The organism is Stella humosa, assembly GCF_006738645.1.
GTDB lineage: Bacteria > Pseudomonadota > Alphaproteobacteria > ATCC43930 > Allostellaceae > Allostella > Allostella humosa.
Genome location: NZ_AP019700.1, coordinates 431,815 through 455,474, shown reverse-complemented (window position 1 = coordinate 455,474; position 23,660 = coordinate 431,815). Strand labels below are relative to the sequence as shown.

The window sequence follows — 23,660 nt, the reverse complement described above, 5'->3', positions numbered from 1 at the left end:
GATCCGCGCGTGGCCCCCGTCAGACGGTGGCGATGTCGGGTGCCGATGCGTTCTTCATGCCGACGACATGGTAGCCGCAGTCGACGTGATGCACCTCGCCCGTGACCCCCGACGAGAGGTCGCTCAGCAGGTAGAGGCCCGAGCCGCCGACATCCTCGATGGTGACGTTGCGCTTCAGCGGCGCGTTGTACTGGTTCCACTTCAGGATGTAGCGGAAGTCGCCGATCCCCGATGCCGCCAGCGTCTTGATCGGCCCGGCCGAGATGGCGTTCACCCGCACCCCGTCGCCGCCCAGGTCGGCCGCGATGTAGCGCACGCTGGCCTCCAGCGCGGCCTTGGCCACGCCCATGACGTTGTAGTGGGGCATCACCTTCTCGGCCCCGTAATAGGTCATGGTCAGCAAGCTGCCGCCCGGACCCATCATCGCCGACGCGCGGCGCGAGACCTCGGTGAAGGAGTAGCAGGAGACCAGCATCGACTGGACGAAGTTCTCCCGGCTGGTATCGACGTAGCGCCCCTTCAGTTCGTCCTTGTCGGAATAGGCGATGGCGTGGACCAGGAAGTCCAGCCCGCCCCAACGTTCCTGCAAGGTGGCGAATACGGCATCGAGGCTGGCCCCGTCGAGAACGTCGCACGGCAGCAGGATGTCCGAGCCGACCGATTCGGCCAGCGGACGCACCCGCTTCTCCAATGCTTCGCCCTGATAGGTGAAGGCGAGTTGCGCCCCGGCCCCTGCGACGGCCTGGGCAACGCCCCAGGCGATCGAGCGGTCGTTGGCCACCCCCATGATCAAACCCCGTTTGCCGGCCATCAACGGCCGTGCTTCCTGCATGCTTGCCTCGCTCGCGACCCAATTCCGGCAATCGGCCGGCATCCTACACCATAGAATCGTTGCGGCAACGCACCGGCCGATCGCAGGGCACGCTATATATCCTCCATGATCGGCGCACGATTCGATTGGGAGGCCGCCACCCGCCGCGGGTTGCGGGCGGGAATGGACCGGTTGCGGCTGGCCGGCGGCTTCGCCCTCTATGCCATGCGCCGCTTCTACCGCGACCAGTGCCTGGAGGCGGCGGGCTCGCTCAGCTACACCTCGCTGCTGGCGATCGTGCCGGCCTTTGCCGTGGGCCTGTCGGCGCTGACGGCCTTTCCCATGTATTCCGACGCCCGCCAGGCGATCTCTGCGCTCATCCTGCGCAACCTGGTGCCGGAGGTGGGCGAGGTCGTCGATACCTATGTCTCGCAGTTCGCGGGTGCCGCCGTGCAGTTGACGGCGGTCGGCGTGGTGGGCCTGGCGGTGACGGCGGTGCTGCTGCTGGCCACCATCGAATGGCGCTTCAATTTCATCTGGCGGGTGCCGACCGAGCGGCCCTGGCTCGGCCGCATCCTGGCCTACTGGGCGATCCTCAGCCTGGGGCCGCTGCTGCTGGGCGCCAGCCTGTCGCTCTCCAGCCGGGCGCTGGCCCTGGCCGAGGATGCCGGGCTGGGGTTCCTGCTCTCGCGCATCGCCTGGGTCTTTCCGTTCCTCCTCAGCGTGGCCGCCTTCTCCTCGCTCTACCTCATCATCCCCAACCGCACCGTGCGCTGGTCGGACGGGTTCGTGGGCGGGCTGGTGGCGGCCCTGCTGTTCCAGCTCATCCAGATGAGCTTCGGCTACTACGTCACCCGCTTCGTCAGCTACCAGGCGGTCTATGGCGCGATCGCCGCCCTGCCGATCTTCCTGCTGTGGATGTACCTGATGTGGGCGGTCGTGATGTTCGGCGCCGTCGTCACCGCCGGGCTGCCGGAATGGCGGGCCGAACGGTTCGGCGGTCGCACGTCTGGCACCCACACGCTGACGCTGGCCCTCAGCCTGGCCATCCTCGACGGGCTGCGCACGCCGGGCGGGCGCCGGGTGCGGGAACTGGCGCGGCGCCTGGGCCTTGCCACCACCATGGTCGACGACCGGCTGCACGCGCTCTACGAGGCGGGCTACGTGGCGCCGACCGGCGGCGGGCGCTGGCTGCTGGCCCGCGACCTGCAGACCGACACCGTCGATACGCTGGCCCACGCGCTCGGCATGCACCGGGCGGGCGAACTGGGTCCCGAATTCCCGACCGCGGCCTGGACGCCGCGCTTCAACGCCATGATGCGCGGCCTGTCGCTGGCCGAGCAGAACGCGCTCGACGTGCCGATCGGCCGCGTGCTGGACGAGGCCCTGCCGCCGCAGCCGGCGGCAGCGGCACCCTACTCCGCGCCGCCCTCGGGCCGCACGCGATAGGGGTGGCGGTCGGACCAGCCCTCGACGAACTGCCGCAGCTCGTCGTCCATCGCCTCGGGCAGGGTGACGGCCAGCGTCACATAGTGGTCGCCGCGGCCCGCGCCCGCCACCTGCAGGCCCTTGCCGCGCAGGCGCATGCGGCGGCCGTGATTGGCGCCGGGCGGCACCTTCAGCCCGACCTGGCCGTCCACCGTGTCGACGCGGATGGTCGCCCCCAGCACCGCTTCTGCCAGGGTCACCGGCACGGTCGACAGGATGTCGGCGCCCTGCCGGGTGAAGTCCGGGTGCGGCTCCACCTCGATCGTCACATAGACGTCGCCGCCGCCCATACCCTGGGGCGCCTGGCCGCGCAGGCGAAGCTGCTGCCCGTCCTCGGTCCCGGCCGGGATGGTGACGTTGACGACCCGCCCGTCTGGTAGCTGCAACGGGCGCTTGCCACCCTTCACCGCCTCCAGGAACGGGACCCGCAGGCCGAGCCGGATATCCTGGCCGTCGGCATCGGGCGGCGGCGCGGCCGTGCGCCGGCCGCGGCCGAACAGGTCGGAGAAGATGTCGTCCGCGAACTCGAAATTGAAGCGCGAGCCGCCGGTGCTGGCGCCGCCGGGACCGCTTGCCGGGCCGCGGCCGCGCTGCGCCTCCTGGCTCCAGCGGAACCCGGCCGGTGCACGCTCGGCCCCCGAGGCGTCGATCTCGCCGCGGTCGAAGCGGGCACGCTTGTCCGGGTCGGACAGCAGGTCGTAGGCCGCCGTCACGTCCTTGAAGCGCTGCTCGTTGCCGGTCTTGCCCTGCTGCATGTCAGGATGCAGCTTCTTGGCCAGCTTGCGATAGGCCTGCTTGACCTCTGCCGCGCTGGCCGTCCGCGGCACGCCCAGAAGCTGATAGGGGTCGTTCATGTCGGTCCTCTAGCCCTGCTGCCCGGCATTCGCTCCGGAAGATTCCCCACCCGCCCGCTCGGCCCGGGCGCAGGCCGTGCCCGTCGCTTCCTGGCTGCGGCCGGCGACCAGCACCTTGTGCCGGAAGGATCGGCATAGCTGGCCCTGCCGGCGTTCCGCCGGGCCCAGCGCCACGATCTCGCCGAAGGCCCCCGTGCGCGGGTTCTGCCAATGCACCGGCTGGCCGGCTGCGACGGCAAAGGCCCGGCGCTCGGCCGCCTGCACCTGCTGCCGGTCGCCCTCGCCCAGCGCCGGCGCGGCAGGCGCCGCACCGAAGATCGCCAGCAGCGGGGCCGTGCCGGGGGCAGCCGCCCCCGAAACCGCCGTCCGCGCGGTGGGGGCCGCCCCCGGCTTCTCGCCGCCGTCGCAGGCGCCCAGCGCCAACAGCAGGACGAGCGTCATCCGCCCACGATGCCGTGCGCCGCCACCCAGCCGCCTCATGCCTTGTCGGTCCAACAGGAATCCTTCGCCATTTCAGATGGGTACGGCACCTTGTCCCATCCAGGATCGCCGGGATGGAAAAAATGCAGGAACACCATATCCTCGCACAGGTTCTGCCCCGGGAGCATCATGGACGAGATCAGCGCCGCCGAGCCCACCCGCCTCTTCGCCGAGTGGCTGGCCGAAGCCGAGAAGAGCGAACCCAACGACCCCAATGGCATGGCCCTGGCCACGACCACGCCCGACGGCTTTCCGTCGGTGCGCATGGTGCTGCTGAAGCATGCCGACGAGGCCGGTTTCGTCTTCTACACCAACCTCGAGAGCCGCAAGGGCGGCGAACTGGCGGCCAATCCGCGGGCGGCCCTGCTGTTCCACTGGAAATCGCTGCGCCGCCAAGTGCGGGTCGAGGGGCCGGTCACGCCGGTATCGGCGGCCGAGGCCGACGCCTATTTCCAGTCCCGCGCGCGGGCCAGCCAGATCGGCGCCTGGGCTTCGGCCCAGTCGCGCCCGCTGGAAAGCCGCTTCCACCTGGAAAAGCAGGTCGCGGCCTATACCGCGCGCTATGCCATCGGCACCGTGCCGCGGCCGCCGCACTGGTCGGGCTTCCGAGTCGCGCCGCAGCGCATGGAGTTCTGGCAGGACAAGGCCTTCCGCCTGCATGACCGCCTGATCTACGTCCGCGACGGCAGTAGCTGGAAGACCGAGCGCCTGTTTCCATGACCGCTGCCGCGGTCCGCGATCCGGCCATCACGGCCCGCCTGCTGCGGCGGGCCGTGATCGCCTCCACCGCGGTCGCGGCATCGCTGATCCTGGTCAAGACGGTGGCCTACATCGCCACCGACTCGGTCAGCCTGCTGTCGAGCCTGATCGATTCGCTGCTCGACCTGGCGGCCTCGCTGGTCAACATGCTGGCCGTACGCCATGCCCTTACGCCGGCCGACGACGAGCACCGGTTCGGCCATGGCAAGGCCGAGCCGCTGGCCGGCCTGGCGCAGGCGGGCTTCATCGCCGGCTCGGCCGTGCTGCTGTTCGTGGAGGCCGCGCGCCGGCTGGCGGCCCCCGAGCCCGTTACCAATACCGGCGTCGGCGTCGCCGTGATGGTCTTCAGCATCCTGGCCTCGCTGGCGCTCGTCACCTACCAGCGCCATGTGGTCCGGCGCACCGGCTCGGTCGCGATCGGCGCGGATTCCCTGCACTACCAGAGCGACCTGCTGCTGAACGGCGCGGTCATCGTGTCGTTGCTGGCCAGCCGCTGGCTGACATTGCCCTGGCTCGACCCGCTGTTCGGCATCGCCATCGGCGCCTTCATCCTGTGGAGCGCGCTGCAGATCGTGCGCCTGTCGACCACCCAGCTCATGGACCGCGAGCTGCCCGACGCGGAGCGCGAGCAGATCCGCGCGATCGCGCTGGCCCACCCGGACGTGCGCGATGTCCACGACCTGAAGACGCGGGCGGCCGGTCCCCAGGCCTTCGTGCAGATCCATATCGAGCTGGACGGCGACATGACGCTGCGCCGCGCGCACGCCATTGCCGATGCCGTCGAGGCGGCGATCCGGCACGAGTTCCCCCATGCCGAGGTGATCATCCACCAGGACCCGGCCGGGCTGGAGCGGCACGGCCTGGGCTAGCATCACCCCGGCCCGGCACGCCGGCGCAATCTGCGCTAAGGTCCGCCGCCGATCCGCCCCAGTGCCAACCCATCACGACCGGAAGCCATGCGCACCGTCCTCTTCACCGCCGAACTCGGCTATGGCTTCGGTCATGTGAGCCGCCTGATCGCCGTCGCCGACGCGCTGGAGCCCCATGGCTACCGGCCGGTATTCGCTGTGGGCGATGTCTGCGAGACCTTTCCGATCCTGGGCCATCGCCCCTGGCCGGTGATGCAGGCGCCGGTCAGCCGCGCCCTGCCGCACCTCGCCCTGAACGACGCGCGCTTCAAGGTCGGGCGGTTCTCGGACATCCTCTACTTCGTCGGCTACGGCAACCCGGACCTGCTGACGCCGCTGGTGCGCGCCTGGGACCAGGTGTTCCTGGCGGTGAAGCCGGACCTGATCGTCTGCGACTTCTCGCCCACCGTCACGCTGGCGGCCCGCGGCAGCATCCCCATCGTGGCGATCGGGGACGGCTTCTCGCAGCCGCCCAGCGCCCCGGCCGAGTTCCCGACGCTCCGCGAGGACGCCCAGTCGCAGACCAGCCAGCAGGCGATCCTGGACGTGGTGCGCCAGGTGCAGAAGGCGCGCGGACGGCCCGAGCCCGAGCACCTGCCCTCCATCGTTGCCGGCGACCGGGAGTTCGTCTGCATCCTGCCGGAGTTCGACCCCTATGTCCGGGCGGTGCCCGCGCGCACGGTCGGGCCGCTGCGGGCCCTGCCGGCGATGCTGCCGCCGCCGCCCGACGCCAAGCACGTCTTCTGCTATCTGAGCGGCTCGTTCGAGAAGCTGAACGACATCGGCCAGGGCCTGGCCCAGGCCGGCGCCACGGGCCAGGCCTATATCCGCAACGCCTCGCGCCGGACGATCGAGGCGTTCCAGTCCGTCGGCATCGAGGTGCTGTCGGAGGTGCTGCCGTCGGCCGCCTTCCGCGAGGCGGTCGGCCGGGCGCGCTGCGTCATCCACCATGGCGGCGTCGGCACCAGCCAGGACATGCTGGCGCTGGGCCGGCCGCAGATCCTGGCCCCCACCAGCTTCGAGCAGCAACTGACGTCCGACGTGCTGTTCCGCTTCCGTGTCGGCGGCCGGCTGCGCCAGGGCATCTCCGCCGATGGCGTGGCGACGGCACTGCGCTCGGCCTTCGGCGACCAGGACCTGGTCGGCCGCGCCCAGCGGGCGGCCGCCATGATCGCCAGCCGCGATGCCCAGCCGGCCATGCCGCAGATCGTGGAGGCGTGCAAGATCCTGGCGGGCGGCGCTTCGGCATAGGCTGCCGCCCCTAGGCGACAGGCGGCGAACCGGCTAGTTTCCGCGCCCATGGAAACTGATTTCATCGTCATCGGCGGCGGCGTCGCCGGTGCCTCGGCCGGTTGCGAACTGGCGGCCCACGGCCGCGTCGTCGTGCTGGAGCGCGAGGACGCCCCCGGCTATCACACGACCGGCCGGTCGGCAGCGCTCTATACCGAGAACTACGGCAACCGCGTCATCCGCATCCTGACGATCGCCAGCAAGCCCTTCTTCGACCGGCAGGGCTTCCTCAGCCCGCGCGGCGTGCTGTTCGTGGGCAACGCCGCGCAGGGTGCGTCGATCGACCGGGCGCTGGCCGACGGCAAGGCCTTTCCCCAGACCTTCGAGGAAATCTCCAAGGCCGACGCGCTGCGCCTGCTGCCGATCCTTCAGCCCGACTATTTCACCCGCGCGATCCATGAGCCCGACGCCACCGACATGGATGTCCACGGCATCCACCAGGCCTTCCTGAAGGGCCTGCGCGATCGCGGCGGCCAGCTCGTGACGGCGACCGGCGACGCCATAGCCCGGCCGGTCGGCAGCGGCTGGGAGGTGGAGACGCGCCAAGGCACCTTCCGCGCGCCGGTCGTGGTCAATGCCGCCGGCGCCTGGGCCGACGTCGTCGCCCGGGCGGCCGGCGTTCGGCCGATCGGGCTGGTGCCCAAGCGGCGCACCGCCATCACCTTCGACGCCCCGGCCGAGACGCCGGTGCATGGCTGGCCGATGGGCCTGGACATCGACGAGACCTTCTACTTCAAGCCCGAGGCCGGGCGCGTCCTGGCCTCGCCCGCCGACGAGACCCCGTCCGAGCCGTGCGACGCCCAGCCGGACGAGTATGACATCGCCGTCTGCGTCGACCGCATCGAGCAGGCGACGACCCTCAAGGTCCGGCGCATCACCCACAAATGGGCCGGCCTGCGCAGCTTCGTCGCCGACAAGACGCCGGTGGTGGGCGAGGCGCCGGAGGCGCCCGGCTTCTTCTGGTGCGCGGGCCAGGGCGGCTACGGCATCATGACATCGCCCGCCATGGGCCGCGCCGTGGCGGCCATCGTCACCAGCGGCGACCTGCCCGAGGATCTGGCGGCGATGGGCCTGGCGGCGGCGGAACTGGCGCCGGGACGCCTCTTCGGCGCCTGACCCGGGCCGCAGAGCCAATCCTATTACTCGCTCGACGACGCGGCCTCGCAACAGGTAATGAAGACGCTGTACGAGATCGATCGCAGCGACCGCTGACGGCAGCGGCGCCGATGGCGAGGAGAGCGGCATGGTCACCCTCACGGGATCGGCCTCCAGCGAAAGCCTGACCGGCACCGCCGGCAACGACCTGATCCTGGGCGAGGGCGGCCAGGATACCCTGGCCGGCGGCGACGGCAACGACACGCTCGAAGGCGGCCCCGGCTTCTACGACCGCCTGCTGGGCGGCGAGCAGAACGACCTGCTGACGGATCCGGACGGCGTCGGCGGCATCGACGGCGGGGGCGGCGACGATACCATCGACATCGCCTTCTCGCCCGACTGGGTGAACGAATCGGGCCGCCCGCTGGCGCCCGAGGTGGTCGGCGGCGCCGGCAGCGACAGCATCTCGGTGGTGCTGCTGAACCCGGCGGCCGACATCGTCATCCGCGGCGACGGGGCCCAGCCGGAGGATTCCGACGGCAACGACCAGATCTCGGTCGGCGGCCAGTATGCCCGGGTGATCGCGCTGCTGGGCGGCGGCGACAACCTCTATCTGGGCGGCGATTTCCTCGACCAGGTCCAGGGCGGCGACGGAAGCGACCGCGTCTATGCCAATGGCGGCATGGACCGGGTCAGCGGCGGCGCCGGCGACGACTACCTGGATGGCGGCGGCGACGACGATTCCGTCGTCGGCGGCAGCGGCAACGACTGGCTCGAGGGTGCCGGCGGCAACGACACGCTCGATGGCGAGACCGGCCGCGACACGCTGGCGGGTGGCGAGGGCGACGACCGGCTGTCGGGCGGCGTCGACGAGGACCTGGTGTTCGGCGGCACCGGCCGCGACACCATAGAGGGCGGCGTCGGCGACGACTTCCTGCTGGGCCAGGCCGACGACGACCGCATCGACGGCGGGGCGGGCTTCCTCGACACGCTTGCCGGCGGGGCCGGCGACGACGTGATCGTCGACGGCGATGGCGCCGGCCTGGTCGATGGCGGGGCCGGCAACGACAGCATCACGATCCAGTTCGCAGCCGACTGGGACAATGACGACTTCCCGGGCTCCGAACCGATCTTCAATGCCGTGTTCGGCAGTGCGGGCGACGATACGATCAACATCGTCGGCGACTACGGCACCGCCATCGCCTGGCTCGGCCAGGGCGAGGACAACTTCACCGGCGGCACCGGCATCGACCTGGTGCAGGGCGGCCTCGGCTTCGACGTCATCCTCGGCAATGGCGGCTCGGACAGCCTCGACGGCAATGCGGATGCGGACTTCCTGTCGGGCGGCTCGTCCGGCGACCTGCTGATCGGCGGCGAAGGTGCCGATTCCCTGTGGGGCGACAAGCCGCCCTTCGAACAGGACCAGTCGACGCTGGGCGACGGCAACGACACGCTGTATGGCGGCCAGGGCAACGACGTGATCGCGGCCGGCGGTGCCGACAACCTCGTCTTCGGCGGAGCGGGTGCCGATACCATCACCGCCACCGACGGCCGGGACTCGCTGCTGGGCGACAAGGGCAACGACAGCATCGTCACCGGGGCGGGCGATGACCTCGCCTATGGCGGGGCGAGCGACGATACGATCTATGCCATCGCCGGCAACGACATGCTGTCCGGCGACGAGGGCAATGACGACCTCTACGCCGGGGAGGGTTTCACCACGCTACGGGGCGGCAACGGGGACGACGGCTACTATGTCGGCTTCGGCTCGGGCGTCACGACCGTCATCGACGGCGGCAGCGACGGCGCGGCCGACGCCCTGATCCTCTACAAGTTCGCCGATTCCCCCCAGGCGCCAGCGCCCGAGGTTTTCTTCGAGAGCTCCGGCGGCGCCTGGTCGATCCTGTTCAGCAACGGATCCGGACGAACCTACTTCGATCCAGACGAGATACAATGGATCAACGTCTACGATATCCGGTCCGATGCGACGCAGGTCCAGGTCTACCAATGGAACGGGGCGGACTACATACCCGTCTCGCCGGACAGCACGCTGGTGATCTGACCCTTCACTTCATCTCGATCTCGATGAAGGCCAGCTCGGCCGTGCCGCCATTGATCACGTCATGCTCGACGCCAACGTCGCGATAGTAGGGCACGCCCAGCTTCAAGGGCGCCTCGCGGTCGCCGTCGGGCGTGCGCAGCAGCAGCGTGCCGTCGGTGATCGGCACGACGACATAGTTGTACTCGTGCCGGTGCCAGCCGGTGGCGGCGCCCGGCGCGAAGCGCCATTCCGTAACCCGCACCTTGTCGTTGTCGACGAACACCGTGGCCTTGGCCGCTTCGGTCATGAAGGAATCCTCCGTTGATGGACAGCACTCTGCCCCAAGCCTCCGCCCCGCGCCATCGCCAAGCCGGGCCGGTCGGCCTTGTCATCTTCGATTGCGACGGGGTGCTGATCGACAGCGAGGTGCTGGCCTGCCGCACCGCCGCCGAGACGCTGGGCGAGTTCGGCCTGGCCATCACGCTCGACGAATACCTGCAGTTCGTCGGCCGCAGCGCGCGCGATATCCGGGCCGAGCTGGAGGCGCGCTTCGGCACCCTGCCGGCGGCCCTGCAGACGACCGAGCGGGAGCGGCTGTTCGCACGCTTCACGGCCGACCTGAAGGGGATGGCGGGTGCGGCCGAGACCATTGCCGGCCTGGGCCTGCCGGTCTGCATCGCCTCCAGCAGCGACCATGAGCGGCTGCGCCACACGCTGGGCCTGACCGGCCTCCACGACCTGTTCCAGCCCCATATCTTCAGCGCGACCGAGGTCGCCCGGGGCAAGCCGGCACCCGACCTGTTCCTGCATGCCGCCGCCCGCATGGGGGTCGACCCGGCCGCCTGCCTAGTGGTCGAGGACAGCCCGGCCGGCGTGACCGCGGCGGTGGCGGCCGGCATGCGCGCGATCGGCTTCATCGGCGGCAGCCATTGCCGCGCCGACCATGCCGATCGCCTGCTGGCGGCCGGCGCCGACACCATCATCGACCGGCTGTCGGCGGTGACGGCACTCGCCCGCTGATATCGGCGGGGCGCCCCCCGAGGGACGCCCGCCTGGCTCAGCTTGCCGCGCGCAGGGCGGGGCTGGCGTCCTCGTGGGTGAAGTCCCAGTAGAGCTCGCGGGCCTGGCGATAGAACGGGCCCGGCTGGAGCTGGCGGTCCTCGATCCGGGTGACGGGCACGACCTTGGCGTAGTTGCCGGTCGAGAACACCTCGTCGGCCGTCATCACCTCGGGATAGGTGATGGTGCGCTCATGCACGGTGACGCCGGCGCCGCGCAGCAGGTCGATCACCCGGGCCCGCGTGATGCCGGCCAGGAAGGTGCCGTTGACGACCGGGGTGTGGACCTCGCCCTCGCGGGCGATGAAGAGGTTGGACGAGGCGAACTCGGCCACGTTGCCATGCATGTCGAGCATGACCGCGGCATCGAAGCCGCGGGCGCGGACCTCGGCCTGGGCGCGCGCGCTGTTGGGGTAGAGGCAGCCGGCCTTGGCGTCGGTCGGCGCGATCTCGGGCGACGGGCGGCGGAAGCGCGACAGGGCGGCGCTGAAGCCGGTCGGCTTGGGCATCGGCGACTCGTAGACGGCCAGCGCGAACTGCGTGCTGTCCGGATCGGGCTCGACGCCGCCATTCTCGGCCCAGAACATCGGCCGGATGTAGAGCTCGGCCGTCTCGCCGAAGCGGGCGATGCCCTGGCGGGCCAGGGCCTCGATCTCGGGCGGGGCCAGCATCGGCTTCATGCCGAGCGTACGGGCCGAGCGCACGACGCGCTGGCAATGCAGGCCAAGGTCCGGCGCCCGCCCCTCGAAGGCGCGCGCCCCGTCGAAGACGGTGCAGCACAGCCATGCGGCCTGCGTCAGCGGCCCCATGATCTTGGGGTTGCCCTCGTGCCACTCGCCTTCGAAATAGGTCCAGGCTGCCATTCATTCCTCCCAGAATGCGCGTCCGTTCCGGACGACGAAGGCGCCTGTCTAGCCGCTGGCCGGCCCAGATAAAACCCCACGCGTTGCAGGGCTGCTCTGCGCCGGACGCCGGCCTCGGCCCCAGGCCAGGGGCATGGTCAGGTCAGAGTTCAGGGCGCCCCTTCGGCCAGCAGCAGGATATCGGTGCGCGAGGCGCGCCCGCGCAGGGCCGCCAGCGGTTGGTAGTCCGGCGAGTCGTACCAGGTGCGGGCAGCCGCCAGCGACGGGAACTCCAGCACGACGATGCGGCCGGGCGTCCAGGCGCCTTCCTTCTGCTCGGTCTGGCCGCCGCGGACGAGGAAGCGGCCGCCATGCTTCTCGATCGTCGCCAGCACCTGGGCGCGATAGGTCTCGTAGAGCGCGGGGTCCTGGACCTCGACGCTGGCGATCACATAGCCCTTCATTTTCCGTTCTCCTCCTGGACCTGGCGATTCATCGCCGCCTCGGCACGCCGGCGCAGCTTGCGCAGGCTGCGCACCAGTCGCTCGCTCTTCTTGCCGGCCATGGCGAAGAAGGCGCGCTCGGAGAGTGCGACCTCCGGTGCGGCGCGCGCCAGTATGGCAGCGCCGGATGCCGTCAGCGTCGGGCATTTGGCGCGCGTGTCGGTCGGGTGCGGCGCGCGGGCGACATATCCGGCCGCCTCCAGCGTGCGCAGCACCTGCGAGGTCATCATCGGGTCGACATGGCAGAAGGCGGCCAGGTCGACCTGGGTCACCACGCCACCGCAATCGCGCTCCATCGCCGCCAGCCCCGCCAGCAGGCCGAACTGCACATGCGTCAGGCCGAACGGCGACAACGCCCGGCGCATGTTGCGCTGCCACAGATTGCTGACCTGCCACAGCACGAAGCCGGCGCCGCCAGCATCCGCCAAGTCGTCTTCGGATGGCTCTTCGTGTTTCGCCACCGGCGCTCCCGCTTTGCTGTCGCCAGGGAATGATTGGGGCAGCAAGGCTAACCGATGACACCCCGGCGCTCAATCTTGGGCGTGCCCAAAATGAGAAAAGGGCCGCGGTTTCCCGCGGCCCCTTCCCGAACAGGTGCTGGATGACCGGATCAGAAATCCATGTCGCCCATGCCGCCCATGCCGCCACCGCCCGGCATCGGGGGGGCCTTCTTCTCGGGACGCTCGGCGACCATCGCCTCCGTCGTCACGAGCAGACCGGCAACCGAGGCCGCATCCTGCAGCGCGGTACGCACGACCTTGGTCGGGTCGATGATGCCGGCCTTCACCAGGTCGCGATACTCGCCCGTCTGGGCGTCGAAGCCGAAGTTCGGATCCTTCTGCTCCAGCAGCTTGCCGGCAACCACCGCGCCGTCATAGCCGGCGTTCTCGGCGATCTGCCGCACCGGCGCCTGCAGCGCGCGGCGGACGATGTCGATGCCGACCTTCTGGTCGTCGTTGGCAGGCTTCAGCGAGCCCAGCGCCTTCGTGGCGTACAGGAGAGCCGTGCCGCCGCCGGCAACGATGCCTTCCTCGACCGCCGCGCGGGTCGCGTGCATCGCGTCGTCGACGCGATCCTTGCGCTCCTTCACCTCGACCTCGGTCGCGCCGCCGACGCGGATGACGGCAACGCCGCCAGCCAGCTTCGCCAGACGCTCCTGCAGCTTCTCACGGTCGTAGTCCGAGGTGGTCTCCTCGACCTGCGAGCGGATCTGCTGGCAGCGGGCCTCGATGTCCTTCTTCTTGCCGGCGCCGTCGATGATCGTCGTGTTCTCCTTGTTGATGAGAACGCGCTTGGCCTTGCCCAGCATGTCGACGGTGACGGTCTCGAGCTTGATCCCGAGGTCTTCGGAGATCAGCGTGCCGCCGGTCAGGATCGCCATGTCCTCCAGCATCGCCTTGCGGCGATCACCGAAGCCCGGCGCCTTCACGGCCGCGACCTTCAGGCCGCCGCGCAGCTTGTTGACGACGAGCGTGGCCAGGGCCTCGCCCTCGACGTCCTCGGCCACGATCAGCAGCGGCTTGCCCGACTGCACCACCGCCTCGAGCACCGGCAGCATCGCCTGCAGACCCGACAGCTTCTTCTCGAAGAGAAGGATGTAGGGCGCCTCGAGCTCGGTCGTCATCTTGTCGGCGTTGGTGACGAAGTACGGCGAGATGTAGCCGCGGTCGAACTGCATGCCCTCGACGACGTCGAGCTCGGTCTCGAGGCTCTTGGCCTCCTCGACCGTGATCACGCCCTCGTTGCCGACCTTCTGCATCGCCTTGGCGATCATGGCGCCGATGTCGCGCTCGCCGTTGGCGGAGATGGTGCCGACCTGGGCCACTTCGTCGGTGGTCGAGATCTTCTTGGACCGCTTCTTCACGTCGGCGACGACCGCCTCGACCGCCAGGTCGATGCCGCGCTTCAGATCCATCGGGTTCATGCCGGCGGCAACGGCCTTGCAGCCCTCGCGCACGATGGCCTGGGCCAGCACGGTCGCCGTCGTCGTGCCGTCGCCGGCCACGTCGTTGGTCTTCGAGGCCACTTCGCGCACCATCTGCGCGCCCATGTTCTCGAACTTGTCGGCCAGCTCGATCTCCTTGGCGACGGTGACGCCGTCCTTGGTGATCCGCGGCGCGCCGAACGCCTTGTCGAGGACGACGTTGCGGCCCTTCGGACCTAGCGTCACCTTGACCGCGTTGGCGAGGATGTCGACGCCGCGCAGCATCCGGTCGCGCGCGTCGCTCGAGAACTTAACTTCTTTGGCTGCCATGTAATCTGTCTCCCTGAATGGTGGTCGGGGTGGCGCCTCAGGCGGCCTTCTTGCCCGACTTCTGGGTGCCTTCGACGACGCCCATGATGTCCGACTCCTTCATGATCAGCAGCTCTTCGCCGTCGATCTTGACTTCGGTGCCCGACCACTTGCCGAACAGAACGCGGTCGCCCGCCTTCACGTCGAGCGCGACCAACTGGCCCTGCTCGTTGCGCGCGCCGGCGCCGACGGCGACGACTTCGCCTTCCTGCGGCTTTTCCTTGGCGGTGTCGGGAATGATGATCCCGCCCTTGGTCTTCTCCTCGCCTTCGAGGCGACGGACAACGACCCGGTCGTGCAGCGGCCGGAATTTCATGGGAACCCCTCCGATAGGTTCGATAAGGAACGTGGCTCGCGGTGGCCGAGCGCTTGCTAGCACTCTCACCCCTCGAGTGCCAGGGCACATAGTGGAGGGCCGGAAGCGTGTCAAGGCCGCCGCCGCCAGGATGCCCCCGGAAAATCGGCAGCACTCACCCGACCATGCTGCTAACATATTGATTATACGGAACATTTCTGTTGCGGCGGGGTTTTCGTCCAGGCAGGCTCCATGGTGGAGCCCCCTCCACGCGGACCAGGGTCGAAACCGATGACGCAGTTCGTGAAGCAGCTCGCCGACTACCGGCTGACCACCGCCGAGATCCTCTACCACATGCCCGATCATCCGGGCCTGCTGCAGACCTACGTCTGGCAGGACCTGGACCGGGCGCCGCAGTTCCCCGAACTGGCGCGCTTCCTCGACTTCTGGCAGCGCCGGCTGGATGGCAAGCTGCATTCGGTCAAGGTCGCCAGCCTGAACCTGATCCGCCCGGCCGAGGTGCGCGTGGCGGGGTTCTGCGTCACGCTGCATTAGCGGCTGCGGCATCCGGTCGCCTGCCGCTTGCCGGCGGGCGGCCGGCGGGCCTATTCCGGCCGCATGATCGCAGCCCCTTCGGCCCGGCGCGCCGTCGCCCGGTGGCTCTTCCTGGTCGCCGCCCTCATCTTCCTGATGACGGTGATCGGCGGCATCACCCGGCTGACCGAATCCGGTCTGTCGATCGTCGACTGGCGGCCGGTGACGGGCGCCCTGCCGCCGATCGGCGAGGCCGCCTGGATGGCCGAGTTCGACAAGTACCGGCAGTCGCCGCAGTACCAGCTCGTCAATCGCGGCATGACGCTGGACCAGTTCCAGCAGATCTTCTGGTGGGAGTACATCCACCGCCTGTGGGGCCGGCTGATCGGGCTGGCCTATGCCGTGCCGTTCGCCTGGTTCCTGTGGCGTGGCGCCATCCCCCGCCCCTACCGCCCGCATCTGTGGGCGGCCCTGGCATTGGGCGGCCTGCAAGGCGCGGTCGGCTGGGCCATGGTGGCGAGCGGGCTGGTCGACCGGCCGTCGGTCAGCCAGTACCGGCTGGTCGCGCATCTGGGCTTGGCGCTCGTCATCTATGTCTATCTTCTTTGGCTCGGGCTCTCGCTGTGGCGCGGCGACCGGCCAGCCGCGGACCGCCCCGGCCGGCGCTCGGCACCGGCCCTGGCCGTGCTCGCTTTCCTGACGATCCTGTCGGGCGGCTTCGTCGCCGGCCTCGATGCCGGCATGACCTACAACACCTTCCCGCTGATGGAGGGGCGCTGGGTCCCCGAACTCTATGGCAGCATGACGCCCTGGTGGGTCGACCCGTTCGAGAACGCCGCCGCCGTCCAGTTCCACCACCGGGTCCTGGCCAGCCTGACGGCGGCGGCCGTCCTGGCCATGGCAGTCCGGCTGGCCTGGACCGCGCCCCCGTCGGTCGGCCGGCTGGCGCTCGCCTGCGGGGCCATGGTGGCGGTGCAGTTCGCGCTGGGCGTCGCCACCCTGCTGCTGCACGTGCCCGTGGCACTGGGCGCCGCCCACCAGGCCGGTGCCGTCACCCTGTTGACGCTGCTCGTCTGCCTCGCCCACGCTGTGCGGCGAACGGGCGAGCCGGCAGCGGGCAAAGCACGGATATGAGCAGGGCACGGATATGAGCGGCAGGCTGGCAGGCAAGGTCGTCGTTATCACGGGCGCAGGCTCGATCGCCGCCGGCTGGGGCATCGGCAAGGCGACCGCGGTCGCCTGCGCCAGGGCCGGGGCGCGGGTGGTCGCCGCCGACATCGACGCGGCCGCCGCCGCCGAGACCGCACGGCTGGTGACCGAGGAGGGCGGCGAGGCGCTGGCCGCCACCGTCGACGTCGCCGACGCGGGCTCGGTCGAAGCCCTGGCGGAATTGGCCATGGCCCGCTTCGGTCGGGTCGACGTCGTCCACAACAATGTCGGCATCGGCAAGGTCGGCGGCCCACTCGACACCGCGATCGAGGACTGGGATCGCGTCCACCGCACCAATGTCACGGCGCTGCTGATCGCGGCCAAGGCGTTCCTGCCCGGGATGCGCGAGCGCCGATCGGGCGTGTTCCTCACCACCTCCTCGATCGCCGGCTGGCGCTATGTCGGCTTTCCGCACCTGGCCTACAGCGTCACCAAGGCGGCCGCGACCCACTTCACCCGCATGATCGCCGCCCAGTACGCAGCAGAGGGCATCCGCGCGGTCACCATCGTGCCCGGCCTGATGGACACCCCGCGCATCCGCCTGACGGTCGCCCGCGCCTTCCCCGACATGCCCTTCGAGGACCTGCGGGCGCAGCGCGACGCCCAGGTGCCGATGGGCACCATGGGCGACGGCTGGGACGTGGCCCATGCGGTCGTCTTCCTGGCCTCGGACGAAGCGCGCTATATCACGGGCACCGAACTGGTGATCGACGGCGGCCTGTCGCTCACCGTCAGCGGCGGCTGACGTTCGCACGCCGACGAAGGAACCAGCACCATGATCCAGAAAGATGTGCGCGGACTGGCCATGTCCGGCGCCGATGCCGGGGCAGCCGACGCCTATGCCACGGCCCAGCACCAGTTCTCGTGCTACATCGGCGACCCGGTCGGCACGATCGACGCGGCCATCGCCAGCCGGCCCGATTTCGTCCTGGCCCACGCCATGCGCGCCTACATGTTCCTGCTGGGCGCCGAGCCGACCGGCCTCGCCCCGGCGCGCGAGAGCCTGGAAGCGGCCAGCGCCGCCCCGGCCGACGACCGTGAGCGCGGACACCTGGAGGCCGTGCGGCAGCTTCTCGACGGCAACCTCGCCCAGGCGGCGCGCGTGCTGGAGGATGTGTCGATCGCCTGGCCGCTGGACCTGCTCGCCCTCCAGGCCGGCCAGCTGACCGACTTCCTGCTCGGCGATTCGCGGATGCTGCGCGACCGCATCGCCCGCGCCCTGCCGGCCTGGCAGCCGGGAACGCCCGGCCGCCATGCCGTGCTCGGCATGCATGCCTTCGGGCTGGAGGAGATGGGCCTTTATGCCCGCGCCGAGGCCGCCGGGCGGCAGGCCCTGGAGCTGGAGCCGCGCGACACCTGGGCCAACCATGCGGTCGCCCACGTCATCGAGATGGAGTGCCGGCCGGCCGACGGCATCCGCTTCATGCGCGAGCGCGTCGCCGACTGGTCGGAGGACAGCTTCCTTTCCGTCCACAACTGGTGGCACCTGGCGCTGTATCACCTGGAACTGGGCGAGATCGAGACCGTCCTGGCGATCCACGACGATCCGGGCCAGATCCGCGGCGGCGTGTCGCCGGTGGTGTTCGACATGATCGACGCATCCGCCCTGCTGTGGCGGCTGATGCTGCGCGGCGTCGATGTCGGCGACCGCTGGCAGCCGCTGGCCGACCAGTGGGCACCCATCGCGCGATCGGGCCTGTCGGCCTTCAACGATGCCCATGCGGTGATGGCCTTCGCCGGGGCCGGTCGCCACGACCTGATCGAGGCCGTGCTGGCAACCCAGGACGACGCGATGCGGGGGCCAGGCGATCATGCCCGCATCACGGCCGAGGTCGGGCGTTCGATCACGGGCGGCCTGGCGGCGTTCGCGGCCGGCGATCATCGCGCGGCGCTGCGGCTGCTGCGGCCGATCCGGCACCAGGCCAATCGCTTCGGCGGCAGCCATGCCCAGCGCGACCTGATCGACCTGACCCTGATCGAGGCGGCGATCCGCGCGGGCGATGAGGCCACCGCAGCCGCCCTGGTGGGCGAGCGCGCCGACCTCCGCCCGACCAGCCCATTGACCCAGCTACTGGCCGCTCGCGCGCACGAGAGGCAGGCCGCGGCCTGAAGGCTCAGCCGGCGCCACGCGGCTTCAGCGCGGCCGCCATCATCCGGCGCGGCTCGTCGCCCTGCCAGCTCTCGACGAACATAGCCGCACCGGCGTCGATGGCAGCCGCCAGCGGCAGTTCCTGCCAGGCCCGCATCAGCCGCTTCTGCTGGCGGATGGCGGCCGGGCCGGCGCCGGCGATGGCATCGACCACCCGGGCCAGCGCGTCATCGAGCCCGTCCGGCGGGGCCAGCCGCTGGATGAAGCCCAGCCGGTGGGCCTCAGCGCCGTCGATCGCAGCACCGGTCAGGACCAGGTCGGCCGCCGCCCCCCAGCCGACGAGGCGTGGCAGCAGCGCCGCCTCCACCACCGACGGGATGCCGATCAGCACCTCCGGCATGGCGAAGCGGGCATCCGTCGAGGCCACGCGCAGGTCGCAGGCGGCCGCGATCTCCATGGCGCCGCCCAGGCACGCCCCCTGGATGCGCGCCACGACCGGCACCGGCAACCGGGCGATCGCCTGACAGACGCGGTGGATGCGGCCGATGAAGGGCCCGGCGCGGTCGGCATCCAGGCCCGCCATCTCGCCCACGTCGGCCCCGCCGGAGAAGGCACCGTTGCCGGCCGACATCAGCACGGCCACGCGCAAGGCCGGATCGGCCGCCAGCCGCTCGAATCCCGCGGCCAGCGCCTCCAGCGTCGCCGAATCCAGCGCGTTGGCGCGGCGCGGCCGGTCGATCGTCACGCGGGCCACCACGCCGCCGCCGGCGGCCAGATTCTCGATCCGAATCGTCATGCTCTCGGCTCCCCATCCTCGGAAGTTCAGCCTAGAGTGCGCGGGTGATCGGAGGAACCATGACCACAGCCGCGGGCGATCCGGTGCCGGCCGTTCCGGAATCCGCGGCCGAAGGCGAGATCGCCGAGATCTTCGCCGACATCCGCGCCACCTTCGGCGTGGCCGTGGTCAACCTCGTATGGCGCCACCTGGCGACCATTCCGGGCGCCCTGCCCTGGTGCTGGGCCGCCGTGCGGCCGGCCTATCGCGAGGGGTCGGTTCCGTTCCAGGCGGCTGCATTGCGCCGCGCCCTGCCGCTGCCGGCCGTGCCGGCGCCGCCCGCGGTCGTCTTCGACGCCATCGGCATCGGCCCCGACGACCGGGCGCATATCCGCCGCGTGCTCGATTCCTACGACCAGACCAACGCCATGGCGCTGATCGCCCTGACGGCCCTGTCGCTGCGGCTGGAGGGCCGGGTTCCGGCCGCCGAATCCGGCGGGCGCGCGCGCATCCCCGCCATCGACGGCCCGATGCCGCGCCTGCTTGCCCGGTCCGAGATGACGCCCGACGCCGCCAACCTGGTGGCCCGCCTGGACGCGCTCGGCCGGCGGCCGGACGAACGCATCGTCGCCAGCATGTACCGCCACCTGTCGCATTGGCCGGCATATCTCGGCCTGTCGCTGGTGCAACTGGCGCCACTGGCCGCCGACGGCCGGCTGGCCCAGGCGATCGAGGCGGCGGGCCTGCTGGCCCGCGACGGCGCGCGGCGCATCGCGGCCGACCTGACACCGCCCGACCGGCCGCTCGACCCGGCGGCCCGCGCCGCCGCCCGCCGCGGCATCGAGGAATTCACCCGCCATCCGATCGCCCGCATGGTGCCGATCGCCGCCCTGCTGCGCCGACTGATGCCGGCCTGACCGCCAGGAGTTTCCCCATGCCCGATTCCGCCGCCCCGCCTCCCGTCTCGCGACAGGAGATCCTGGATCATCACGCCCGCGGCAACCCCGTGCTGGACGCCATCGCCGGGCGCACGTCGGTGCGCGCGTTCCTGCCGACGCCGGTCGACCGCGAGACGATCGAGCGCATCCTGGCGGTCGCCAGCCGGGCGGCCAGCGGCTCCAACACCCAGCCCTGGAAGGTCTATGTCGTGACCGGGGCGGCGCGCGACCGGCTGACCGCCGACGTGCTGCACGCCCACAACCACGAGGAGGCCGACCATGTCCGCGAGTACGAATATTACATGGTGAACTGGCGCGACCCCTACCTGGCGCGGCGGCGCAAGGTCGGCTGGGGCCTTTACGGCATCCTCGGCATCGGCCGCGCCGACAAGGCGGAGATGCATGCCCAGCGCGGCCGCAACTACCTCTTCTTCGACGCGCCCGTCGGCATCATCCTGACCATCGAGCGCGACCTGGAGCAGGGCTCCTGGGTCGACCTCGGCATCTTCCTTTCCAACCTGATGACGGCCGCCCGCGGCCTCGGGCTGGAGACCTGCGCCCAGGCGGCCTTCGCCAACTTCCACAAGGTGCTGCGGCGTCACCTGCCGATCCCGGACCAGGAAATGGTGGTCTGCGGCATCGCGCTCGGCCATGCCGACCCCGACGCCATCGTCAACCGGCTGGAGACCGAGCGCGAGCCGGTGTCGGCCTTCGCCCGCTTCGTCGAGTAGCGAGGCCACACCCGGCGGCGTGCTGGAACAGCGCCATGCACTTCCTGCTCGACGAGTATTTCCAGCCGGCTCTTCGCCGGATCGACCGGCGGCTGCCGGAGACGGCGGCCGCCGACCGGCCCGCCCTCTTCGCGCCATTGCCCCTGTCGATCTGGGGCGTGCTGTCGCTCGACGTGCCGGCGGAATTCCCCAACCTTGCCGCCTTCCTGCCGCGGATGCCGCCCGACGCGTTGCAGGCCGCCTGGGTCGGCGCCTCCGGCGCGCGCCTGTTGCAGCAGAGCCTCGGCTTCGTCGAGGCGATGATGCGGGCCTACCGGCGGCATGGCCGGGGGCGCTTCGCCGACGCCCGCATTCTCGATTTCGGCTGCGGCTGGGGCCGGCACCTCCGCCTGCTGAGCCGCTTCGTGCCGGTGACGGCGCTGCACGGCGTCGACATCTCGCCCGAGATCCTGGCGCTGGCCCGCGACCTTGGGGTGAAGGGCCATCTCGCGCAGATCCCCGAGCGGGCGGACCGCCTGCCGTTCGCCGGCCCGTACGACCTGATCTACGCCTTCTCGGTGCTGACCCACCTCTCGGAGGCGGCCCACCGGCACACGCTCGACCTCTGGGCGCGCCACCTGGCGCCGGGCGGGATCGTCGCCGTCACCGTCCGCCCGCGCGCCTATTGGACGATCGATCCGGGCCGGCCCAACCGGGCGGCACTGCTCGACGCCCATGACCGCCACGGCTTCGCCTTTGTGCCCCACGGGCCCGAGACGGCCGACTATGGTGACACCTCCATCTCGCCCGCCTACATCCAGCGCCACTGGCCTGGCTGGCAGGTGCTGGCCGTCGACGTCGCGCTGAACGACCCCTACCAGACGATCCTGGTCCTGCGCCGCGCCTGATCCAGCGGTCACTCTGCCTAGAAAGTCAGGCCACCCTGATCGAGGAGACGACCTCGATATACTCGGCGCGCAGGCCGTGGGCGGGATCGTCGAAGGTCCAGATGCGCGAGCGCAAAGGTGCGGCCGCGGCGATCCGCTCGACGATGTCGAAGCCGAAATCATAGGTCACCAGGCTGCCGTCCCGGCTGATCGGGTTGCCGTGGAAAGCCGGCGGCTCGACCAGATGGCGCACCACCCCGCCCTCCATCATCGCGCGGCGCACGGTCGGCTGGTCGCGGTTTACCAGCGGCGTGGTGAAGAGGTGCATGCCGCCCGGCTTCAGCGTGCGATGGATCTCGCGGCAGACCTGCTCCAGGTCGAAGACGTGCTCCAGCACGTCCTGGGTCACGTGCACGTCGATCGAGGCGTCCGCGAAGGTCAGTGCCGCCAGGTCCTCGTTGCGGAAGCCCCGGACCGTGGCGCCCGGCGGCTGCGCGGGCCAGAAATGCGAGCGGATCATGCCCGGGTAGCGCCACCGCAGCCAGCGGCTGAAGCCGCGATGGCTGGGGGAACTCTCATGGATGACGAGTTCGGCCGCCGGGTCCACCAACTCGCGGAAGACGACCGCCAGCGCGCGCTCGCGCGGGATCGAGGCACAGCGCTCGCAGGCGTAGGACTCGCGCAGCCACGCGTCCTTCACGGCGAACACGACGCGGTGGCTGCATACCGGGCAGATGCCCGCGTGCCGGAAGGGCACGAAGGGGCTGCGGTCGAGGGCGGCCGCGATCTCTGCCGGCGCGTGCAGGATTTCCACGGCCGCCCCCCGCCGGCGCGCGGGTCAGGCGGTGAGGACCCGGATCGGCTTGCCGGCGCGCCAGGCCGCGATCGCCTCCACCGTCTCGGGATAGACTTGGCCGTAGGTGCCCTCGGTGACGTAGCCGAGGTGCGGCGTCAGCACCGTGTTGTCCAGCGCCAGCAGCGGATGGTCGGCCGGGATCGGCTCCACCCCATAGACGTCGATGCCGGCGCCGGCGATGCGGCCCTGCCGCAGCGCGTCGATCAGGGCCGCCTCGTCGACGATCGGGCCGCGCGCGGTGTTGACCAGATAGGCGGTGGGCTTCATCCGCGCCAGGTCGTCGGCGCCGACCAGACCGCGCGAGCGCGGCGACAGCACGACATGGATCGTCACCACGTCCGCCTCGGCGAAGAGGGCTTCCTTCGATACCAGGCGCACGCCGGCCTCGGCGGCGCGCTCTGCCGTCAGGTTGGGGCTCCAGGCGATGACGTTCATGTCGAAGGCCTGGCCGATCTTCGCCACCTTGGCGCCGAGCCGGCCCAGCCCCAGCACGCCCAGCGTGCGGCCCGCCGTCTCCTGGCCGATCGTCTCCTGCCAGCGGCCGGCCCGCATCGCCCGGTCCTCGCGCGGGATCTGGCGCATGAGGGCCAGGATCAGCCCCCAGGTCAGCTCCGCGGTGGGACCGCCGGGCGCGCCCGTGCCGCACACCGTCACGCCACGCTCGGCGAGTGCCGCCAAGTCCACGGCCGCGTTGCGCATGCCGGTCGTCACCAGCAGCTTCAGGCGCGGCAGCCGCTCGACCAGCGCGCGGCGGAAGGGTGTCCGCTCGCGCATGATGCAGACGACGTCGAAATCGGCCAGGCGGGCGGCCACTGCCCCCTCGTCGGCCAGGTTGTCGTCAAAGGCGACGATTTCGGCATCGGCGCCGGCCTGGGACCAGTCGGCGAACTGGAGGGCGACACGCTGATAGTCGTCGAGCACGGCGATGCGGAGGGTCATGGCGTT

The 23,660-nt window shown here is 70.7% G+C and carries 26 protein-coding genes; 14 read left to right on the top strand and 12 right to left on the bottom strand.

Translation table 11 applies throughout. The features are described from left to right. Positions 1–19 precede the first annotated feature (19 nt). The gene (gene fabI, locus STVA_RS02145; protein ID WP_123695643.1) at positions 20–832 is read right to left on the bottom strand and encodes an enoyl-ACP reductase FabI; all 813 of its coding nucleotides are present in this window, start codon (positions 830–832) and stop codon (positions 20–22) included. A 105-nt stretch (positions 833–937) separates the two neighbouring features. On the opposite strand from fabI, the gene STVA_RS02140 reads away from it, so the two are divergent. Next, entirely contained in the window at positions 938–2,260 is a 1,323-nt protein-coding gene (locus tag STVA_RS02140) for a YihY family inner membrane protein (protein ID WP_123695615.1), read from the top strand. Here the strand turns inward: STVA_RS02140 and STVA_RS02135 are convergent. Further along, entirely contained in the window at positions 2,227–3,153 is a 927-nt protein-coding gene (locus STVA_RS02135) for a DnaJ C-terminal domain-containing protein (RefSeq protein WP_123695613.1), read from the bottom strand. The genes STVA_RS02140 and STVA_RS02135 overlap by 34 nt on opposite strands. Positions 3,154–3,162: 9 nt before the next feature. After that, positions 3,163–3,594, bottom strand: a complete 432-nt coding sequence (locus STVA_RS02130) for an RT0821/Lpp0805 family surface protein (protein WP_170216756.1) — start codon at positions 3,592–3,594, stop codon at positions 3,163–3,165. Between the two features lie 168 nt (positions 3,595–3,762). Between STVA_RS02130 and pdxH the strand changes: the two genes are divergently transcribed. The 5 genes from pdxH to STVA_RS02105 all read left to right on the top strand — a co-directional run bounded on the left by pdxH (position 3,763) and on the right by STVA_RS02105 (position 9,747). After that, positions 3,763–4,353, top strand: coding sequence for a pyridoxamine 5'-phosphate oxidase (gene pdxH, locus STVA_RS02125; protein ID WP_123695609.1), 591 nt, complete (start codon positions 3,763–3,765; stop codon positions 4,351–4,353). Next, positions 4,350–5,261 carry a cation diffusion facilitator family transporter gene (locus STVA_RS02120; protein WP_142235619.1) on the top strand — a complete coding sequence of 304 codons (912 nt, stop codon included), beginning with the start codon at positions 4,350–4,352 and terminating at the stop codon, positions 5,259–5,261. The genes pdxH and STVA_RS02120 overlap by 4 nt, the downstream gene beginning before the upstream one ends. Before the next feature lie 87 nt (positions 5,262–5,348). Then, positions 5,349–6,551, top strand: coding sequence for a glycosyltransferase (locus STVA_RS02115; RefSeq protein WP_123695607.1), 1,203 nt, complete (start codon positions 5,349–5,351; stop codon positions 6,549–6,551). Between the two features lie 48 nt (positions 6,552–6,599). Further along, positions 6,600–7,706, top strand: a complete 1,107-nt coding sequence (locus STVA_RS02110) for an NAD(P)/FAD-dependent oxidoreductase (RefSeq protein ID WP_123695605.1) — start codon at positions 6,600–6,602, stop codon at positions 7,704–7,706. Between the two features lie 127 nt (positions 7,707–7,833). Then, positions 7,834–9,747 carry a calcium-binding protein gene (locus tag STVA_RS02105; RefSeq protein WP_123695603.1) on the top strand — a complete coding sequence of 638 codons (1,914 nt, stop codon included), beginning with the start codon at positions 7,834–7,836 and terminating at the stop codon, positions 9,745–9,747. Between the two features lie 4 nt (positions 9,748–9,751). Here the strand turns inward: STVA_RS02105 and STVA_RS02100 are convergent, their stop codons facing one another. After that, the gene (locus STVA_RS02100) at positions 9,752–10,033 is read right to left on the bottom strand and encodes a cupin domain-containing protein (protein WP_123695601.1); all 282 of its coding nucleotides are present in this window, start codon (positions 10,031–10,033) and stop codon (positions 9,752–9,754) included. Between the two features lie 17 nt (positions 10,034–10,050). On the opposite strand from STVA_RS02100, the gene STVA_RS02095 reads away from it, so the two are divergent. Further along, positions 10,051–10,746, top strand: coding sequence for an HAD family hydrolase (locus STVA_RS02095; RefSeq protein WP_123695599.1), 696 nt, complete (start codon positions 10,051–10,053; stop codon positions 10,744–10,746). A gap of 37 nt (positions 10,747–10,783) precedes the next feature. Here STVA_RS02095 and STVA_RS02090 read toward each other — a convergent pair whose 3' ends face one another. From STVA_RS02090 to groES, 5 genes are all read right to left on the bottom strand, one after another. Further along, on the bottom strand, positions 10,784–11,647 hold the full coding sequence (locus STVA_RS02090) for a branched-chain amino acid aminotransferase (RefSeq protein ID WP_123695597.1): 864 nt from the start codon (positions 11,645–11,647) through the stop codon (positions 10,784–10,786). Positions 11,648–11,796: 149 nt separating this feature from the next. After that, on the bottom strand, positions 11,797–12,090 hold the full coding sequence (locus STVA_RS27500; protein WP_170216754.1) for a DUF1330 domain-containing protein: 294 nt from the start codon (positions 12,088–12,090) through the stop codon (positions 11,797–11,799). Beyond that, a complete protein-coding gene (locus tag STVA_RS02080) occupies positions 12,087–12,557 on the bottom strand; it encodes a MarR family winged helix-turn-helix transcriptional regulator (RefSeq protein WP_197735768.1) in 471 nt (156 codons plus the stop codon). Before STVA_RS02080 ends, STVA_RS27500 begins: the two co-directional genes overlap by 4 nt. A gap of 182 nt (positions 12,558–12,739) precedes the next feature. Further along, positions 12,740–14,383 (bottom strand): chaperonin GroEL, encoded by a 1,644-nt coding sequence (gene groL / locus STVA_RS02075; RefSeq protein ID WP_123695593.1) that lies wholly within the window; start codon positions 14,381–14,383, stop codon positions 12,740–12,742. A gap of 37 nt (positions 14,384–14,420) precedes the next feature. Then, complete coding sequence (gene groES / locus STVA_RS02070; RefSeq protein WP_123695591.1) at positions 14,421–14,738, bottom strand: co-chaperone GroES; 318 nt, start codon at positions 14,736–14,738, stop codon at positions 14,421–14,423. Positions 14,739–15,008: 270 nt separating this feature from the next. Between groES and STVA_RS02065 the strand changes: the two genes are divergently transcribed. The 4 genes from STVA_RS02065 to STVA_RS02050 all read left to right on the top strand — a co-directional run bounded on the left by STVA_RS02065 (position 15,009) and on the right by STVA_RS02050 (position 18,570). Beyond that, complete coding sequence (locus STVA_RS02065) at positions 15,009–15,272, top strand: usg protein (RefSeq protein WP_123695589.1); 264 nt, start codon at positions 15,009–15,011, stop codon at positions 15,270–15,272. A gap of 63 nt (positions 15,273–15,335) precedes the next feature. After that, complete coding sequence (locus tag STVA_RS02060) at positions 15,336–16,385, top strand: COX15/CtaA family protein (RefSeq protein WP_123695637.1); 1,050 nt, start codon at positions 15,336–15,338, stop codon at positions 16,383–16,385. Positions 16,386–16,398: 13 nt separating this feature from the next. Beyond that, entirely contained in the window at positions 16,399–17,205 is an 807-nt protein-coding gene (locus tag STVA_RS02055) for an SDR family NAD(P)-dependent oxidoreductase (RefSeq protein ID WP_123695587.1), read from the top strand. Between the two features lie 30 nt (positions 17,206–17,235). Next, entirely contained in the window at positions 17,236–18,570 is a 1,335-nt protein-coding gene (locus STVA_RS02050) for a tetratricopeptide repeat protein (RefSeq protein ID WP_123695585.1), read from the top strand. A gap of 4 nt (positions 18,571–18,574) precedes the next feature. On the opposite strand, the gene STVA_RS02045 is transcribed toward STVA_RS02050, so the two are convergent. Next, positions 18,575–19,345: an enoyl-CoA hydratase-related protein gene (locus STVA_RS02045; RefSeq protein ID WP_123695583.1), complete on the bottom strand. Its 771-nt coding sequence runs from the start codon at positions 19,343–19,345 to the stop codon at positions 18,575–18,577. 59 nt (positions 19,346–19,404) lie between these two features. Here STVA_RS02045 and STVA_RS02040 point away from each other — a divergent pair, with 59 nt between their 5' ends. From STVA_RS02040 to STVA_RS02030, 3 genes are read left to right on the top strand one after another with little or no spacing between them, the layout of a single operon-like run. Then, complete coding sequence (locus STVA_RS02040) at positions 19,405–20,241, top strand: hypothetical protein (RefSeq protein WP_123695581.1); 837 nt, start codon at positions 19,405–19,407, stop codon at positions 20,239–20,241. A gap of 17 nt (positions 20,242–20,258) precedes the next feature. After that, a complete protein-coding gene (locus STVA_RS02035) occupies positions 20,259–20,993 on the top strand; it encodes a nitroreductase (protein ID WP_123695579.1) in 735 nt (244 codons plus the stop codon). A gap of 35 nt (positions 20,994–21,028) precedes the next feature. Beyond that, positions 21,029–21,880, top strand: a complete 852-nt coding sequence (locus STVA_RS02030) for a class I SAM-dependent methyltransferase (RefSeq protein WP_123695577.1) — start codon at positions 21,029–21,031, stop codon at positions 21,878–21,880. A 25-nt stretch (positions 21,881–21,905) separates the two neighbouring features. Here the strand turns inward: STVA_RS02030 and STVA_RS02025 are convergent, their stop codons facing one another. After that, entirely contained in the window at positions 21,906–22,673 is a 768-nt protein-coding gene (locus tag STVA_RS02025) for a methyltransferase domain-containing protein (RefSeq protein ID WP_123695575.1), read from the bottom strand. A gap of 24 nt (positions 22,674–22,697) precedes the next feature. Then, positions 22,698–23,654 (bottom strand): D-2-hydroxyacid dehydrogenase family protein, encoded by a 957-nt coding sequence (locus STVA_RS02020; protein WP_123695573.1) that lies wholly within the window; start codon positions 23,652–23,654, stop codon positions 22,698–22,700. Between the last annotated feature and the right edge of the window lie 6 nt (positions 23,655–23,660).

Bases quoted from the DNA above. Each gene is read 5' to 3' on its own strand.
- fabI (WP_123695643.1), bottom strand. From the start codon at position 832: ATGCAGGAAGCACGGCCGTTGATGGCCGGCAAACGGGGTTTGATCATG.
- STVA_RS02140 (WP_123695615.1), top strand. From the start codon at position 938: ATGATCGGCGCACGATTCGATTGGGAGGCCGCCACCCGCCGCGGGTTG.
- STVA_RS02135 (WP_123695613.1), bottom strand. From the start codon at position 3,153: ATGAACGACCCCTATCAGCTTCTGGGCGTGCCGCGGACGGCCAGCGCG.
- STVA_RS02130 (WP_170216756.1), bottom strand. From the start codon at position 3,594: ATGACGCTCGTCCTGCTGTTGGCGCTGGGCGCCTGCGACGGCGGCGAG.
- pdxH (WP_123695609.1), top strand. From the start codon at position 3,763: ATGGACGAGATCAGCGCCGCCGAGCCCACCCGCCTCTTCGCCGAGTGG.
- STVA_RS02120 (WP_142235619.1), top strand. From the start codon at position 4,350: ATGACCGCTGCCGCGGTCCGCGATCCGGCCATCACGGCCCGCCTGCTG.
- STVA_RS02115 (WP_123695607.1), top strand. From the start codon at position 5,349: ATGCGCACCGTCCTCTTCACCGCCGAACTCGGCTATGGCTTCGGTCAT.
- STVA_RS02110 (WP_123695605.1), top strand. From the start codon at position 6,600: ATGGAAACTGATTTCATCGTCATCGGCGGCGGCGTCGCCGGTGCCTCG.
- STVA_RS02105 (WP_123695603.1), top strand. From the start codon at position 7,834: ATGGTCACCCTCACGGGATCGGCCTCCAGCGAAAGCCTGACCGGCACC.
- STVA_RS02100 (WP_123695601.1), bottom strand. From the start codon at position 10,033: ATGACCGAAGCGGCCAAGGCCACGGTGTTCGTCGACAACGACAAGGTG.
- STVA_RS02095 (WP_123695599.1), top strand. From the start codon at position 10,051: ATGGACAGCACTCTGCCCCAAGCCTCCGCCCCGCGCCATCGCCAAGCC.
- STVA_RS02090 (WP_123695597.1), bottom strand. From the start codon at position 11,647: ATGGCAGCCTGGACCTATTTCGAAGGCGAGTGGCACGAGGGCAACCCC.
- STVA_RS27500 (WP_170216754.1), bottom strand. From the start codon at position 12,090: ATGAAGGGCTATGTGATCGCCAGCGTCGAGGTCCAGGACCCCGCGCTC.
- groL (WP_123695593.1), bottom strand. From the start codon at position 14,383: ATGGCAGCCAAAGAAGTTAAGTTCTCGAGCGACGCGCGCGACCGGATG.
- groES (WP_123695591.1), bottom strand. From the start codon at position 14,738: ATGAAATTCCGGCCGCTGCACGACCGGGTCGTTGTCCGTCGCCTCGAA.
- STVA_RS02065 (WP_123695589.1), top strand. From the start codon at position 15,009: ATGACGCAGTTCGTGAAGCAGCTCGCCGACTACCGGCTGACCACCGCC.
- STVA_RS02060 (WP_123695637.1), top strand. From the start codon at position 15,336: ATGATCGCAGCCCCTTCGGCCCGGCGCGCCGTCGCCCGGTGGCTCTTC.
- STVA_RS02055 (WP_123695587.1), top strand. From the start codon at position 16,399: ATGAGCGGCAGGCTGGCAGGCAAGGTCGTCGTTATCACGGGCGCAGGC.
- STVA_RS02050 (WP_123695585.1), top strand. From the start codon at position 17,236: ATGATCCAGAAAGATGTGCGCGGACTGGCCATGTCCGGCGCCGATGCC.
- STVA_RS02045 (WP_123695583.1), bottom strand. From the start codon at position 19,345: ATGACGATTCGGATCGAGAATCTGGCCGCCGGCGGCGGCGTGGTGGCC.
- STVA_RS02040 (WP_123695581.1), top strand. From the start codon at position 19,405: ATGACCACAGCCGCGGGCGATCCGGTGCCGGCCGTTCCGGAATCCGCG.
- STVA_RS02035 (WP_123695579.1), top strand. From the start codon at position 20,259: ATGCCCGATTCCGCCGCCCCGCCTCCCGTCTCGCGACAGGAGATCCTG.
- STVA_RS02030 (WP_123695577.1), top strand. From the start codon at position 21,029: ATGCACTTCCTGCTCGACGAGTATTTCCAGCCGGCTCTTCGCCGGATC.
- STVA_RS02020 (WP_123695573.1), bottom strand. From the start codon at position 23,654: ATGACCCTCCGCATCGCCGTGCTCGACGACTATCAGCGTGTCGCCCTC.